Below are 13,540 nucleotides of genomic sequence, written 5' to 3' on the forward strand. Positions count from 1 at the left end.
GGACCGTCGCGGCAACGACGCCGTCTGCGGAGTCGGCCGCGAGTCGTTCTGCTCGCGAAGCGCTTGCACCGGGAGCAGACAAGTCGTCGACGGAGCAACACGCGAGCCGTGCCGTCACCGGAGCACCTGTTCCGACGGCGACGCCGCACGCACTGAACACAGCGAAGACCGCTCCCCCCACCACAGTGCCCCTCTCCACGCCCCCAGTTCTTCACGCGGGGCTGAACACCGAAGCGGCAACCCCGGCCGCGCGGCTCCGCACCGCCACCCAGCCCTCGCAAGCAGCACCAGGCGCGACGCAAGCGACGACATCGTCCGAGCAGCTCCGCACCGCCCCCCAGCCCTCGCAAGCAGCACCGGGCACGACTCAAGCGACGACATCGTCCGAGCAGCTCCGCATCGCCACCCGAGCCCCGCAAGCAACACCGGGCATTGCAGCCACGACACCGTCTTCGCAGCCCCCAATCGCCAGTCCTCCTCCACAAGCAGAACCGAGCGCCGAAGCGACCACACCGTCCGCGCAGCCCCATATCTCCAGCACTCCCGCGCAAGCAGCGCCGAGCGCCGAAGCGACCACTCCATCCGCGCAGCCCCATGTCTCCAGCACTCCCGCGCAAGCAGCGCCGAGCGCCGAAGCAACAACACCGCCCACGGAGCCCCAAGCCCATCAGGTCCCGCAGTCCGAGCAGGACACTGGCGCGCCCCCACCCACGGAGCCGAAGACCCACACGGTGGTCCGAGGCACACGGCCTCCACAAAGCGCCTCGGAGCTCACCCTCGGCCGGGACATCCTGGACGCGGCGCCGCGCAGCGGAGCCGTGGACCTGCTCCGCGCCGTGCCGGGTCTCGTGGCCTCGCAGCACAGCGGAGAGGGCAAGGCGCACCAGCTCTTCCTGCGCGGCTTCGACGCCCTGCACGGACAGGACGTGGAGCTGAACGTCGCGGGCCTCCCGGTGAACGAGGTCAGCCACATCCACGCGCTCGGCTACGCGGACCTCAACTTCGTCATCCCCGAGGTCGTCCAGTCGCTCGAAGTGACGGAGGGCTCGTATCGAGCGGCACAAGGTGACTTCGCCGTCGCCGGCACGGTGCGCATGGACCTGGGCGTCAAGGAGCAGGGCGTGCACCTCGCGGGCACGCTGGGCCAGTACCGCCAGCGGCGACTGGTGGCCACCGTGCGCCCGGGCGAGGACCCGGAGACGTTCGCCGCGGTGGAGCTCGGCGAGGCCAGGAACTACGGCGCGCAGCGCGGCTATGGCCGAGCCTCCCTGCTCGCGCAGGCAACGACGAGACTCACCGACGGACTCACGTTACGAGCCCTCGCGGGCAGCTACGTCACCCGCTTCGACTCGCCCGGCGTCGTACGCGAGGACGCGCTCCTCACAGGTCAGCAAGACTTCTTCTCCGCCTCCACGCCACGGCAGGGAGGCACCGTCTCCCGGCACCAGCTCCTGCTCGGAGTGGACCTCCCCCGCTCGGGTCAGGGCCGCACGAAGCTGGAGTTCTTCGGAATCCTCTCGGACCTGCGGCTGCGCAACAACTTCACCGGCTTCCGGGTGGACGAGCGCGGTGACGGACTCGAGCAGACGAACGACTCCATCGTCCTCGGAGCCCGCGCCGAGCACCGCCGCACAGTGACGATGTTCGGCCGTCCCGTAACCCTGGAGCTCGGCCTGGGCGCCAGGCGTGACGGCGTGGAACAGACGCAGCGGCGCTACCGCGAATCGGACGGCACCTTCTTCTCCGACGAAATCGACGCCCACTTCACCCAGACGGATGTCTGGGGTTGGGCCGAGGGGCGCATGGTCCTCGGCCGCTGGGCGCTCCGAATCGGTGGCCGCGCGGACGCGCTCGGTGTCGAGGTCTTCGACGCGCTCGCCTTCCGGGACCCGCGCTTCCATGACGGCCAGGGCTACTCCCGCAGCGCCTTCGGCGTGCACCTGGGCGCGAAGGCGGGCCTCGAGTACGCGCTGTCGGACGACGCGACCCCGTGGCGACTGTTCGCCAGCTACGGCGACGGCTTCCGCTCGCCCCAGGCACGCAGCCTCTCCGAGGGAGAGCGAGCCCCCTTCGTGTCCGTGCACGGCGCGGAGGTCGGCGCGCGCAAGGACGGGGAGACGTGGGCCGTGCAGCTCAGCGTCTTCGGCTCGCAGGTGGAGAACGACTTCTTCTTCGACCACACCGTGGGCACCACCGTGTACACGGGCGAGACCCTCCGCTCGGGAGTGACGGCGTCGCTCCAGGCGCGCCCCGTGCGAGGCCTCGTCGCGGCGCTGAGCGGCACCGTGGCGCACGCCTACGTGACGAGGACCGACACGCTGCTCCCCTACTTCGCGCCCTTCGTCGCCAGGGCGGACGTGGGCTGGGAGCATCCCCTTGAGTGGTCCTGGCTGGGCGCCGAGCCCACCCTCTTCACGGTGGGCACGGGGCTCACGTTCCTCGGCCCGCGCCCGCTGCCCTTCGACGAGAAGAGCCGCTCCGTCTTCCTCACGGACCTGGACCTGGGCCTGCGCCGGGGAGAGCTGGGACTGAAGCTGGAGGTGCGCAACCTCCTGGACGCGCGCTGGCGTGACGGCGAGTTCGTCTACAGCTCCCGCTTCGACCCGAGCGCCCCGGCGAGCCTCGTCCCGGCCCGACATTTCACCGCGGGGTCGCCTCGAATGGCCTCGCTCACCCTGGAGGTCCATCTATGAATCGCAGACACATCCTGAGGGGCACGGTGGCCGTCGCGGCCCTGCTGCTCGGCTGTGGCAGCGAGGCCGAGCGCCGCGTCTTCACCGTGGAGTCCACCGCGGCCCCGCTGTCCGACACCCCCAACGAGCGAGGCTGGCGAATCACCCTCGACGCCGCGCACGTCTCCCTGGGTCCGGTGCGCTTCTTCGAAGGCCGAGTGCTCCTCTCCCGCGCCTTCGACTGGTACGCGCTCCTCGGAGGCACGGCGCACGCGCACCCGGGCCACTACGCCCCGGGAGACGCCCTGGGCGAGTTGCTTGAGACGCACACGGTGGACCTCCTGAGCGGAATCACCCCCCTGGGCACCGCGAGCGCGGTGACGGGAGAGTACGGCTCGCTGGAGCTGACACTCGCCACCCCGACGGCGACCACCGACGCGCAAGGCGTCCTGAAAGGCCACGCCGTGCGGCTGGTGGGCACGGCGACGAACGCGGACGGAGGTCAGGTGCGCTTCGACGTGGAGGCGGACCTGCCCAAGCCGGTGGCCGGAGTGCGCTTCGAGAAGTCCCTCGGGCTGGAAGCGGGCCGGGTACGCATCGCCGTGGACCTGAGGAAGTGGGTTGACCGCATCGACTTCGCCACCGCGACCGACACGGACGCGGATGGCATCTACACCTTCCCCGCCGACAGCCAGGCGCGCAATGCGCTGATGCGCGGCGTGGAGGACACAACCGCCTACGTGGTGACGTGGGAAGAGGGAGCCGCGCAATGAAGAACTGGATGCTGGGGTTGTCGTGCCTGGGACTCGTCGCCTGCAGTGATGGGACGGGCAACGTGACGTTCACCACGTACGGAGAGGACTTCATCGAGAAGCAGATTCCTCCCGCGGCGGGCGATGAGGCGGGCTTCACCGACGGGTGGACGGTGCGCTTCGACAAGTTCCTCGTGGTGCTCAGTGAAGTGACGGTGGAGACGCACGACGAGGTGGCCGCGAAGCAGACGCAGGCGCGCGTGTTCGACGTGCACAAGCCCGGCCCCGTCGTGGTGGAGAGCTTCAAGGACCTCCCGGCGCAGAAGTGGGACCACATCAGCTTCGCGATGGCGCCGGTGGCGGACGCGGTGGCGGGCAACGCGGACGCGGCGGACGTGACGCTGATGAAGACGGAGGGCTACAGCGTGTACGTCGCCGGCCAGGCGACAAAGGACCGCGAGACGAAGCGCTTCAACTGGGGCTTCACCACGAACACCGTCTACGAGCACTGCGAGAGCCCCGAACTGGGCGCGGGCGTGACGGTACCCAAGGACGGCGAGGAGACGGTGCAGCTCACCATCCACGGGGACCACCTCTTCTTCGACGACCTCCAGTCACCGGACGCGAAGATGCGCTTCGACGCCATCGCCCAGGCGGACAGGCTGGGCATCGCCGGACCGGATGGCGAGGTGACGCTGGAGGAGCTGGCCGCGGTGGACCTCACGGAGCTGCCCATCGACCAGTACGGCACGGGCGGCGCGGCCAACGTGCGCAACCTGCGCGACTTCGTCACGGCGCTGGTCCGCACCGCGGGCCACTTCCGGGGCGAGGGTGAGTGCGAGCCCCGCGCGCGCTGAAGCACTTCGTCCCACGACACGGCGGCGCGGTGAGCACCCGTCGCGTGAGCGACACACCGCGCCGGCCGTGATGGCTTACGGCTCCCTCTCCACCGGTGCTGGTCCACCGGGAGCGGGGGCCTCGCGCCAGAAGGGACCTCAGTGCTTCGGCGTGTTCGAGCCTGGCTGCCCGCTCCCCGGAGCGCCGCCCGGGATGGTGTTGCCCGGGCCCTTGCTCGGCGCGTGCTCCTTGTTCATCTGATTGGCGCGGTTGTCTTGCGACGACTTGTGCGCGGGGTTGTTGGGATTCTTGGAGTCGGAGCGCTGGTCATTGGCGCTCGGCATCTTTCCGCTACCCTTGTTGCCCATGGGCGAACCTCCGGCGTTCCCGAGCGGGAGTGCTCGAGAGGGCCGCACCGTAGAGAGTGACCCGGCGGTGGACACTCGGGCGGAGGGCTCGCCACGCTGTCCTGAAGCGTACGTCCGGGTGTCGGTGTGGCGGCGCTGCGGGCCGTCCCTCGTCCGTGCGGGGATGTCGGGACGCGCCTGAGTGCCTACCTCCTTGGCACGGAGGTGATGGGCGTGAGGACGATGACCTCTATGAGCGCAGCGGCCGGACGAACACGGCGGCCCAGGCCTTGCGGTTGACGGGACTTGAGCACCTGTCGGTCCTGGAGCAGGGCGAGGTGGTATCCGAGCGGGAACTGACGGCCCATGAGGTCCGCACGTTCATGCCCCTGCTCGAGCAGGTGGAACACCAGCCGGCACCCGTGGTGCTCGTACCCCAGGCGGGCGGTCCCGACGGGCTCGCCGTGACGCTCGCGTTCGAGGACGAGGAGTCTCCTCGGGTCCGACTGGCCACGGAGCGCCTTCCTGCGAAAGGCGCGGGCCCGCTCTACGACCTCCTGCTCTGGGAGCTGGACGCCCTGCTGACGCGGGAGCTGCACACCCGCGCGCCGCGCCATGCGCACGTGGTGTTGCCCCACGAGCTCCGCCAGGAGGAGTAGTCAGAGGGCCGCGTCGGCCGCGGTGGTCGAGTCCTGCAAGGGCAACCGGACGATGAAGGTGGAACCCGCGTGGGGCGCGCTCTCCACGCGGATGTCGCCCTGGAGCGCCTCGACAATCTGCCGGACGATCCAGAGACCCAGCCCGAAGCCGCCGTAGTGGCGTTGGGACACGGCGCGCTCGAAGCGTTGGAAGATGCGGGCATGGTCCTCGGGAGCGATGCCGATGCCATGGTCCTTCACGCTCAAGCGCGCGTAGCTGTCCTCGCGCGTGACGTGGACGTCCACGGGCTGCTGCGCGCCGTACTTGAAGGCATTGGACAGCAGGTTGGTGATGACCTGCTCCAGCCGCACGCGGTCCCAGTGGCCGACGAGGGGCTCGGACACCACGAGCCGCACGGGGCATCGCGCGCCCGCCGCGTCCTCCTGGACGCGGGACACCAGCTCTTGAGTGAGTGACGACAGGTCCACCCGCTCACGATGCAGGTCGAGTCGACCCGCGCGGATGCGGGACACGTCCAACAACGTGGCGACGAGCTGGTGCAGTTGGGCGACGGAGCGCAGCGTGGACTCGACGCGGCGACGCACGAGCGAGGCCGTGGCCTCGGAGCCCATCGCCGGCGCGCCGCGCAGCAGGAACTGGAGCTGGAGCTGGACGGAGGTGATGGGGGTGCGCAGCTCATGGCTCGCGATGGAGAGGAACTCGTCGCGGGACTGGACCACCTCGCGCAAGTCCCTCGCCAGGTCCTCCGCGGCGCGTCGGGCCACCACCAGTCCCGTCACCTCCACGGCGACGGCCATCACGCCCTGGACGACGCCTCGGGCATCACACCAAGGCTGCCAGCTGAAGTCGTGGAAGCGCTGCTGTCGGGAGAGCGCCGGGGTGACGTAGGGAGACGCGGAGGCCAGGGGCACCTCGCGCCCGGAGAAGGGCTTGCCGTCGCGGTAGACGTCATCGAGGAGCCGCAACATGCCGGGGTCCATGGCGGGCTGCAGGTCGCGCAGCGGCTTGCCGATGGCGTGGGCATCCACCTCCAGCAGCGCGCACGCCTGGGGATTGAGCAGCTCACAGACATGGTCCGGCCCACGGAAGACGGCGATGGCGACGGGGGCCTGGAGGAAGAGTGACTCCATCCGCTCGCGCTGGACCTGGGCCTCGGCGAGCGCCGCGTGCTCGCGTTCGAGCAACCGCGTCCGCTCGAGCTCCAGCTGTCGACGCGCCGTCGCGTCGCGGAACACCCACACGGCGCCGAGCTCTTCGTCATCGGCCCCGCGCAGGGACACGGTGCACTCCTCGATGGGCAGCTCTCCGCCGTCGCGTCGCTTCAGCGCGCGGGGCCACTGGGACCACGTCTTGGGAGGCGCCGCCTGGCGCAGCGGGAAGGAGCCCGACTCGGGGCGGGAGCGCAGCACGTGTGAGAGGGGAGCACCCAGGGCCTCCGCCTCCGAGCACTGCAGCAGGTGCGCGGCCGCGGGGTTGAGGTAGCGCACGACGCCTCGGTTGTCGGTGGCCAGGACCGCGTCGTTGAGGCTTCGCAGCAAGTGGGCTTCCAGGCCGGAGGACGGCGCGGGTGTCACGAGCGAGGGCGCCGTGACGCGCTCTGGTACCTGTACACGTCGTCCCGCCAGGAGGGAGGCAAGCGCCCCCACGATGAGGAAGAGGGCGACGGTGCTCGGCGCCGAGGGGCTCGCTGGCGATGCGGGACCGAGCATGAGGAGGAGCGTCCCCACCAGGGTCGCCAACCCGGCGGGTCCCACGCCTCCGGTGAGCGCCGCGAGCAGCACGGCCGCGAGCGACAGCAGGAGCGCCGTGGCCCCAGGCAAGACGAACCACCACGCGGCGAGCCCCGCGAGGCTCACGCAGAGGACGGCGAAGCCGTAGCGAACCCACGCGAGGTGTGTGGGAAGAGCCGAACGGAATTGGAGAGCCTGCGCACGCATGGGACGGCGTCTCGCATCCTGGACAAAGGCTTCACACAGTGGGTGGAGGGCGCACCGGGAGACGCTCGGGCGGCGCCCCGCCGATGTTGATCTTCACCTGGACGCGCGGTGAAAGGCAAACACCGGGGGACAGGCGACAGTCGACCCATGTGGGTTGTGACAAAGCATGAACAATAAGCAGACGAGCAGGCTTCGGTGAGAGAAGGCGGCACGGCAGCGGTGGGTGTGGTTGCCGACCGCCCCGTCATCTGTGAAGAGAGAGACATGAAGCGTGTGCAGTTCTCCGTGCACCGCACGGTGGGAGAGGCGCGGCTGCTGGCGGGGACGCTGGAAGCCGAGGGAATGTCCGTCCAGGTGCGCGGCGAGTCGCTGGCCCCGCTGACCGGAGAGATTCCGAGCGGCGAGACGTGGGTGGAGCTCTGGCTTCATCCCGAGGACGTGGAGCAGGCGCGAGCCGTGGTCGCGGAGCTGAAGGAGAACCAGGAGGAGGCCTCGCGCACGGTGGAGTGTCCGGGCTGTCGGGAGGAGAACCCGGGCAACTTCGAGCTGTGCTGGAGCTGCGGGGTCGAATTGCCTCGAGGCCTCCGGCCGCGACTTCGGGCAGTGTGAGCCGCGCCAGCGGCTGGGCGAGAACGGGACGTGCGGCGGATGGAAGCAGAGCGACAGCAACCCCTCACCGAGGAGGTGCCAGCCGGGAAGCGACGGCGCTGGCGGGTCGATCAGGGCCTGCGCGGCATGCTGGTGGTGTGTGGCGTGGCGTTCCTGATTCACCTCATCCCGCTGTTCCTGCCCAGGAACATGCCGGAGCAGGAGCTGAGCATCGCTCGAGCCACCCCGCTGCCCGAGCAGCGCGTCAGGCTGCTGCTCCCCTTGCGAGAGCATCCGAAGGCGACGGCCGCGGAGCTGCGTGAAGCCGCGGAGCTGCTGCTCGATGGCGCCCCGGCCGAGGCACACGAGCTGGCCCTGGCGGCGGAGCGCCGGGAGCCCGAGGCGATGGAGACGCAGCTGCTGCTCGCGCGCGTCTGTGAAGTGGAGCGGATGGAGCGCTGTGTCCGCACGGCGTTGGAGCGGGCGAACCAGCTGGCGCCCACGGACGCCCGGCCCGACGTGTTCCGAGCGGAGCTCCGGGAGCGGGGTGGCGACACGGTGGGCGCATCCGAGGCGATGAAGGCCGCGTTCGAGAAGGCCCCGGGAGAGCCGCTCATCGGGCTTCGTTACGCGCGACTGCTGAGCGCGGCCCAGCGGCCGTCGGAGGCGTTCGCGGTGCTCATGGCGCTGCGGGGAAAGGTCCCCCTCGCGCGGCTGCTGGTGGAGCAGGCGCTGGTACTGCGCGCGGCCGGCCAGGGAGCGGAGGCCGTGGCGGTGTTGCGCAAGGCGACGCTGGAGGACCCCAGGCTCTCGCTCGCTCACTTCGAGCTGGGGCTGGCCTTGTTCCGCCTGGGAGATGTGGACGGTGCCCAGGAGGCCCTGAGACAGGCGGACCGACTCGACTTGAGAAGCCCCAAGGCCTTGGCGGCCCTGTGCGCGATGCAGCTCGAGGCGCGGCGCATCGACGACGCGAGACTGACGCGGATGGACCTCGAGCGTCGCTTCTCCGGACGGATGGAGCTCATCCGCCAGTCCTGCAGCGTCCCCTGACAGGGCGCGGGGCTCAGCGAGGCTCGATGCCTCGAATCTGCCGGAGCATGCGCGCGGAGGCCTTGACCTCATGGTCCACCGAGCCATCGACACGCTCGGTCCGCACGACGGCGAGGAGGTAGGGCAGGGCCTCGTCATCGCGCTCCTGCTGGAAGAGCAGCTCTCCGAGGGCGAAGCGGGCCCGGGTGAGGAGCACCAGGTCCTCCTGGGCGACGGAGGCGTCGATGGCGTCACTGAGCGCGGACTCAGCCAGCTCGGGTTGGCCCCGGGCGAGGAGCTCGCGCGCACGTTGGAGGTGTTCCTGGACGTTCATGGCAGGACGCCGGGGAGCTGCGAGGGAGGGACGACGGGGGCCACTCCGAGGTAAGGGTGGGCCCCATGGACGAGTCGCGCATCACCGAGCTGGAGCTTCGCTACATGCAGCAGCAGGAGACGCTGCAGGAGCTGAGCGACGTGCTCTATCAGCAGCAGCGGGTCATCGAGGCGCTGCGCGTGGAGCTGGACCTCCTGAAGAAGAAGCTGGAGGCCGAGCCCGGGCTGGTGGACGCCCGTCAGCAAGAGCGTCCACCGCACTACTGAGCCTCAGAACTTGTAGCCCAGGCGCAGACCGATGACGGGGTCGGGGTCCAGGTAGCCCACCTCCACGCCGATGCTCGCGGCCTTGCCCTGCAGGCCGAAGCCGAAGGCGGCATGCGCGCGAAGCGCATCGCCACGGCCCATGACAATCCAGGGCCCCACGAGTCCTTCGACGTAGACCCCCGCGCTGGCGATGTTCGCGCGGAGGACGACATCCAGGGGGATTCCCACGTCGTTGCCATCGGTGATGAGCGAGGCGCCGAAGCGAGCGCCCACCGAGAGAGGCCCCGCGAGCCGGCCTTCCACGCCCAGCAGGAAGCTGAAGGCCGCGCTTTGATCAATCCAATAGTCTGCCCCGAGCCCGACGCGGACCGTGGCGGCATCGGAGCGCATGGGCGCGACGAAGAAACCGGCCGCGAGCAGGACACCAAGCGAGGGACGAAGCAGCTTCATTCAGGAGGCTCCTCTTGCGTGGGGGGAGCGCCACTCAAGCAAGCCCGGTGGACCGAGGCCAGTCACACGAGGCGTTCCCGCTTCGTTCCCCCACTTTTTCACGTCCATGGGTCAACAACAGCGGAACAGCGACAGCCGCAGCGGACCCAGTCGGCCCTCTGTCAGGGACCAGTGCGAGAGCAGGAGCACCTCGGCGTCGCGCGAATCCTCGCGAGCGAGCAGCGGCGACGAAGTCACCTCGTCGTTACGACGCGGGGATGAGAGCGATTCGCTACCACGAGATAGGCGGTCCGGACGTGTTGCGGCTGGAAGAGGTATCAGACCCGACCGCGGGTCCTGGCCAGGCGCGAATCCGGGTGAGGGCTGCGGGCGTGAACTTCGCGGACACGGAACGCCGTCGAGGCCTCTACGACGCCACGGCCCCGCTCCCACGAATCCTCGGAAGCGAGGCCGCGGGGGTCGTGGACCAGGTCGGCGAGGGTGTCGACTCACGATGGGTCGGCAAGCGAGTGGTGGCCCTCGCGCAGCAGAGCTATGCGGAGTTGGCGACGACTTCGGTGGATGAGCTCCTGGAGCTTCCCGAGCACGTCTCCTTCGAGGAGGCAGCGGGGCTCCTCGTGCAGGGCCTCACGGCCTGGCATCTCCTCTTCACGTCAGCGCAGGTGCAGAAAGGTCACCGGGTCCTCATCCACGCCGCGGCGGGAGGCGTGGGTCTTCTCGCCATCCAGCTCGCCAAGACCTTGGGAGCCGTGGTGCTGGGGACCGTGTCGAACACGGACAAAGCCGCACTGGCGCGAGAGGCAGGCGCCGACGAGGTCTTCGTGTACGGAGGCTCGGCGTCAGTCTCGGATTGGGTGAAGCAGGTGACGGGAGGCAGCGGAGTGGAGCTGGTGCTGGACTCGGTGGGCGCCAGCACCTGGGCGAGCAGCCTCGAGTCGCTCGCGCCCTTCGGCCACCTGGTGGCGTACGGGAACGCCAGTGGTCCTCCGCCGGCATTCGAGGTGGAGGCGCTCTACGCGAAGTCGCTGAAGGTCAGCGCGTACTGGTTGCGCACCCCGCACCCGGCCGCCCTGCAGCGCCAGGCGCGAGAGGCATTGGGTCAGGCCCTCGCGGCCCGACGGCTTCGGGTGAAGCTGGGGTTGGTGGTCGGGCTGGAAGACGCCACCCAAGCCCACCGGCAACTGGAGTCCCGCGCTACCGTGGGCAAGGTCGTGCTCCGAGTTGCCTGAGCCATACCTCGGACCCTCAGCGCGAACTTCGCTGGGGGTCTGATATGTGTTCAGCGATGGGAGCTGGAAAAGAGAAAAGCCCCCGTCGCACGAGGCGACGAGGGCTTCTCAAAAAGAATCCGGCAGCGACCTACTCTCCCACGCGGTTTCCCGCGGAGTACCATCGGCTCTGGAGGGCTTAACTTCCGTGTTCGGGATGGGAACGGGTGTGACCCCTCCGACATTGCCACCGGAAAACATAGAGACAGTGCATACGAAGGGTAAGTTGCAGCATTCTGCGAGTATCAAGCCTCGCTGTGCTTTAAAGAAGTTTCTTCCGGGTGAATGCGCATGCATTCAAGCCTCGGCCTTGGCCCCGAGTCCCTTACTCCCCTCGAGGGGGCGCGCAAGAGATAGGGGGAAGTAAGCCGCTCGACCAATTAGTACTGGTTAGCTCAACGCGTTACCGCGCTTACACACCCAGCCTATCAACGTCGTAGTCTTCGACGGGTCTTCAGGGGCTTGCGCCCGGGATACCTGGTCTTGAGGTCGGTTTCCCGCTTAGATGCTTTCAGCGGTTATCCAATCGGCACATGGCTACCCAGCGATGCCTCTGGCGAGACAACTGGTACACCAGCGGTGCCTCCAACCCGGTCCTCTCGTACTAAGGTCAGAGCCTCTCAAGTATCCTACGCCCACAGCAGATAGGGACCAAACTGTCTCACGACGTTTTGAACCCAGCTCGCGTACCGCTTTAATTGGCGAACAGCCAAACCCTTGGGACCTGCTCCAGCCCCAGGATGCGATGAGCCGACATCGAGGTGCCAAACCTCCCCGTCGATGTGAACTCTTGGGGGAGATAAGCCTGTTATCCCCGGAGTACCTTTTATCCGTTGAGCGATGGCCCTTCCATTCAGGACCACCGGATCACTATGACCTGCTTTCGCACCTGCTCGACGTGTCCGTCTCGCAGTCAAGCTCCCTTATGCCATTGCACTCGCCGCCCGGTTTCCAATCGGGCTGAGGGAACCATCGCGCGCCTCCGTTACTCTTTGGGAGGCGACCGCCCCAGTCAAACTACCCACCAGACAGTGTCCCAATCCCGGCTAACGGGACATGGTTAGACACCAGAAATCAACAGGGTGGTATTTCACCGTTGCCTCCACCGAACCTAGCGGCCCGGCTTCAAAGGCTCCCACCTATCCTACACAGTCAATCCCTAGTGTCACTGTCAAGTTATAGTAAAGGTTCACGGGGTCTTTCCGTCTTGCTGCGGGTAAACTGCATCGGCACAGCTATTTCAATTTCGCTGAGTCCCTCTCCGAGACAGCGCGGAAGTCGTTACTCCATTCGTGCAGGTCGGAACTTACCCGACAAGGAATTTCGCTACCTTAGGACCGTTATAGTTACGGCCGCCGTTTACTGGGGCTTCGGATCATCGCTTCGCCTTGCGGCTGACGAATCCCCTTAACCTTCCAGCACCGGGCAGGAGTCAGACCCTATACGTCGGCTTGTCGCCTTCGCAGAGTCCTGTGTTTTTGGTAAACAGTCGCTACCGCCATTTCTCTGCAACCTCTCTCGGCTCCAGCTGTACGCCTTCACCTACCAGAGGCCCACCTTCTTCCGAAGTTACGGTGGAAATTTGCCTAGTTCCTTGGAGGAGAGTTCTCTCAAGCGCCTTAGGATTTTCTCCTCACCCACCTGTGTCGGTTTACGGTACGGACACCCTGCAAGCTCCCTACGGGACTTTTCTTGGAAGCAGAGCATCGACGACTTACCCCTTACGGGGCGCCATAAGGTCTCGAGGATAGCTGCCGCGCCTTTATTCGTACGCGACACCCCTACGCCTTTAGACTGACACAACCGCCGGTCAGCTCGTCTAGCTTTCTCCGTCCTCCCTTAGTTCAACGCTTGCAAGATGGCGCGGGAATATTAACCCGCTTTCCATCATCTACGCCTTTCGGCCTCGACTTAGGTTCCGGCTAACCCTGGGAAGATTAACTTGACCCAGGAAACCTTGGGTTTACGGCGAGGGGGTTTCTCACCCCCTTTATCGCTACTCATTTCGGCATCAGCACTCCCAACCGCTCCAGTCGCCCTTTCGGTCGGCCTTCGCTGCAGTTGGAACGCTCCCCTACCGCCATACGCTTTACGTATGACCCGAAGCTTCGGCACTAGTCTTGAGCCCCGTTACATTTTCGGCGCGGCCTGTCTTGACCAGTGAGCTATTACGCTTTCTTTAAAGGATGGCTGCTTCTAAGCCAACCTCCTGGTTGTCAATGACCTGCCACATCCTTTCTAGTGTTCACTTAGACTAGATTTGGGGGCCTTAGCTGTCGGTCTGGGTTATTCCCCTCTTGCCAATGGACGTTATCACCCACTGACTGCGTCCCGGGCTAACAATTACTGGCATTCGGAGTTTGGTACGGTTTGGTAATCTGGTGAGACCCCTAGCCGTTC

The 13,540-nt window shown here is 67.3% G+C and carries 12 protein-coding genes and 2 rRNA genes (1 of these 14 cut by a window edge); 8 read left to right on the top strand and 6 right to left on the bottom strand.

Annotation, left to right across the window (positions count from 1 at the left end; translation table 11 throughout):
- Window positions 1-731 precede the first annotated feature (731 nt).
- From AC6JA9_RS41870 to AC6JA9_RS41880, 3 genes are read left to right on the top strand one after another with little or no spacing between them, the layout of a single operon-like run.
- Window positions 732-2,693, top strand: a complete 1,962-nt coding sequence (locus AC6JA9_RS41870) for a TonB-dependent receptor (RefSeq protein ID WP_497958829.1) — start codon at window positions 732-734, stop codon at window positions 2,691-2,693.
- Complete coding sequence (locus tag AC6JA9_RS41875) at window positions 2,690-3,445, top strand: hypothetical protein (protein WP_497958830.1); 756 nt, start codon at window positions 2,690-2,692, stop codon at window positions 3,443-3,445. The genes AC6JA9_RS41870 and AC6JA9_RS41875 overlap by 4 nt, the downstream gene beginning before the upstream one ends.
- A complete protein-coding gene (locus AC6JA9_RS41880) occupies window positions 3,442-4,281 on the top strand; it encodes a hypothetical protein (protein WP_223750797.1) in 840 nt (279 codons plus the stop codon). Before AC6JA9_RS41875 ends, AC6JA9_RS41880 begins: the two co-directional genes overlap by 4 nt.
- A 138-nt stretch (window positions 4,282-4,419) precedes the next feature.
- Here the strand turns inward: AC6JA9_RS41880 and AC6JA9_RS41885 are convergent, their stop codons facing one another.
- A complete protein-coding gene (locus tag AC6JA9_RS41885; RefSeq protein WP_223750796.1) occupies window positions 4,420-4,629 on the bottom strand; it encodes a hypothetical protein in 210 nt (69 codons plus the stop codon).
- A 275-nt stretch (window positions 4,630-4,904) separates the two neighbouring features.
- Between AC6JA9_RS41885 and AC6JA9_RS41890 the strand changes: the two genes are divergently transcribed.
- Complete coding sequence (locus tag AC6JA9_RS41890; RefSeq protein ID WP_497958831.1) at window positions 4,905-5,267, top strand: hypothetical protein; 363 nt, start codon at window positions 4,905-4,907, stop codon at window positions 5,265-5,267.
- On the opposite strand, the gene AC6JA9_RS41895 is transcribed toward AC6JA9_RS41890, so the two are convergent.
- The gene (locus AC6JA9_RS41895) at window positions 5,268-7,205 is read right to left on the bottom strand and encodes a sensor histidine kinase (protein WP_497958832.1); all 1,938 of its coding nucleotides are present in this window, start codon (window positions 7,203-7,205) and stop codon (window positions 5,268-5,270) included.
- A 264-nt stretch (window positions 7,206-7,469) separates the two neighbouring features.
- Between AC6JA9_RS41895 and AC6JA9_RS41900 the strand changes: the two genes are divergently transcribed.
- A complete protein-coding gene (locus tag AC6JA9_RS41900) occupies window positions 7,470-7,814 on the top strand; it encodes a putative signal transducing protein (RefSeq protein ID WP_141331910.1) in 345 nt (114 codons plus the stop codon).
- A 39-nt stretch (window positions 7,815-7,853) separates the two neighbouring features.
- Window positions 7,854-8,843: a tetratricopeptide repeat protein gene (locus tag AC6JA9_RS41905; protein WP_497958833.1), complete on the top strand. Its 990-nt coding sequence runs from the start codon at window positions 7,854-7,856 to the stop codon at window positions 8,841-8,843.
- A 13-nt stretch (window positions 8,844-8,856) separates the two neighbouring features.
- Here AC6JA9_RS41905 and AC6JA9_RS41910 read toward each other — a convergent pair whose 3' ends face one another.
- A complete protein-coding gene (locus AC6JA9_RS41910) occupies window positions 8,857-9,156 on the bottom strand; it encodes a hypothetical protein (RefSeq protein ID WP_223750792.1) in 300 nt (99 codons plus the stop codon).
- A gap of 65 nt (window positions 9,157-9,221) precedes the next feature.
- Here AC6JA9_RS41910 and AC6JA9_RS41915 point away from each other — a divergent pair, with 65 nt between their 5' ends.
- Window positions 9,222-9,422, top strand: coding sequence for a SlyX family protein (locus AC6JA9_RS41915; RefSeq protein WP_046717116.1), 201 nt, complete (start codon window positions 9,222-9,224; stop codon window positions 9,420-9,422).
- 3 nt (window positions 9,423-9,425) lie between these two features.
- On the opposite strand, the gene AC6JA9_RS41920 is transcribed toward AC6JA9_RS41915, so the two are convergent.
- The gene (locus tag AC6JA9_RS41920) at window positions 9,426-9,872 is read right to left on the bottom strand and encodes a hypothetical protein (protein ID WP_223750791.1); all 447 of its coding nucleotides are present in this window, start codon (window positions 9,870-9,872) and stop codon (window positions 9,426-9,428) included.
- Window positions 9,873-10,129: 257 nt separating this feature from the next.
- On the opposite strand from AC6JA9_RS41920, the gene AC6JA9_RS41925 reads away from it, so the two are divergent.
- Entirely contained in the window at window positions 10,130-11,101 is a 972-nt protein-coding gene (locus tag AC6JA9_RS41925) for a quinone oxidoreductase family protein (protein WP_497958834.1), read from the top strand.
- A 117-nt stretch (window positions 11,102-11,218) separates the two neighbouring features.
- Here the strand turns inward: AC6JA9_RS41925 and rrf are convergent.
- Both rrf and AC6JA9_RS41935 read right to left on the bottom strand, forming a co-directional pair.
- Window positions 11,219-11,335: ribosomal RNA gene (rrf, locus tag AC6JA9_RS41930) — 5S ribosomal RNA — on the bottom strand.
- 164 nt (window positions 11,336-11,499) lie between these two features.
- Window positions 11,500-13,540, bottom strand: a 23S ribosomal RNA gene (locus AC6JA9_RS41935) (it continues 923 nt past the right edge of the window).

This window comes from Myxococcus sp. MH1, from assembly GCF_059738865.1.

Excerpts from the sequence above, each read along its gene's own strand:
- AC6JA9_RS41875 (WP_497958830.1), top strand. The coding sequence starts at position 2,690 with ATGAATCGCAGACACATCCTGAGGGGCACGGTGGCCGTCGCGGCCCTG.
- AC6JA9_RS41880 (WP_223750797.1), top strand. The coding sequence starts at position 3,442 with ATGAAGAACTGGATGCTGGGGTTGTCGTGCCTGGGACTCGTCGCCTGC.
- AC6JA9_RS41885 (WP_223750796.1), bottom strand. The coding sequence starts at position 4,629 with ATGGGCAACAAGGGTAGCGGAAAGATGCCGAGCGCCAATGACCAGCGC.
- AC6JA9_RS41895 (WP_497958832.1), bottom strand. The coding sequence starts at position 7,205 with ATGCGTGCGCAGGCTCTCCAATTCCGTTCGGCTCTTCCCACACACCTC.
- AC6JA9_RS41900 (WP_141331910.1), top strand. The coding sequence starts at position 7,470 with ATGAAGCGTGTGCAGTTCTCCGTGCACCGCACGGTGGGAGAGGCGCGG.
- AC6JA9_RS41905 (WP_497958833.1), top strand. The coding sequence starts at position 7,854 with ATGGAAGCAGAGCGACAGCAACCCCTCACCGAGGAGGTGCCAGCCGGG.
- AC6JA9_RS41910 (WP_223750792.1), bottom strand. The coding sequence starts at position 9,156 with ATGAACGTCCAGGAACACCTCCAACGTGCGCGCGAGCTCCTCGCCCGG.
- AC6JA9_RS41915 (WP_046717116.1), top strand. The coding sequence starts at position 9,222 with ATGGACGAGTCGCGCATCACCGAGCTGGAGCTTCGCTACATGCAGCAG.
- AC6JA9_RS41920 (WP_223750791.1), bottom strand. The coding sequence starts at position 9,872 with ATGAAGCTGCTTCGTCCCTCGCTTGGTGTCCTGCTCGCGGCCGGTTTC.
- AC6JA9_RS41925 (WP_497958834.1), top strand. The coding sequence starts at position 10,130 with ATGAGAGCGATTCGCTACCACGAGATAGGCGGTCCGGACGTGTTGCGG.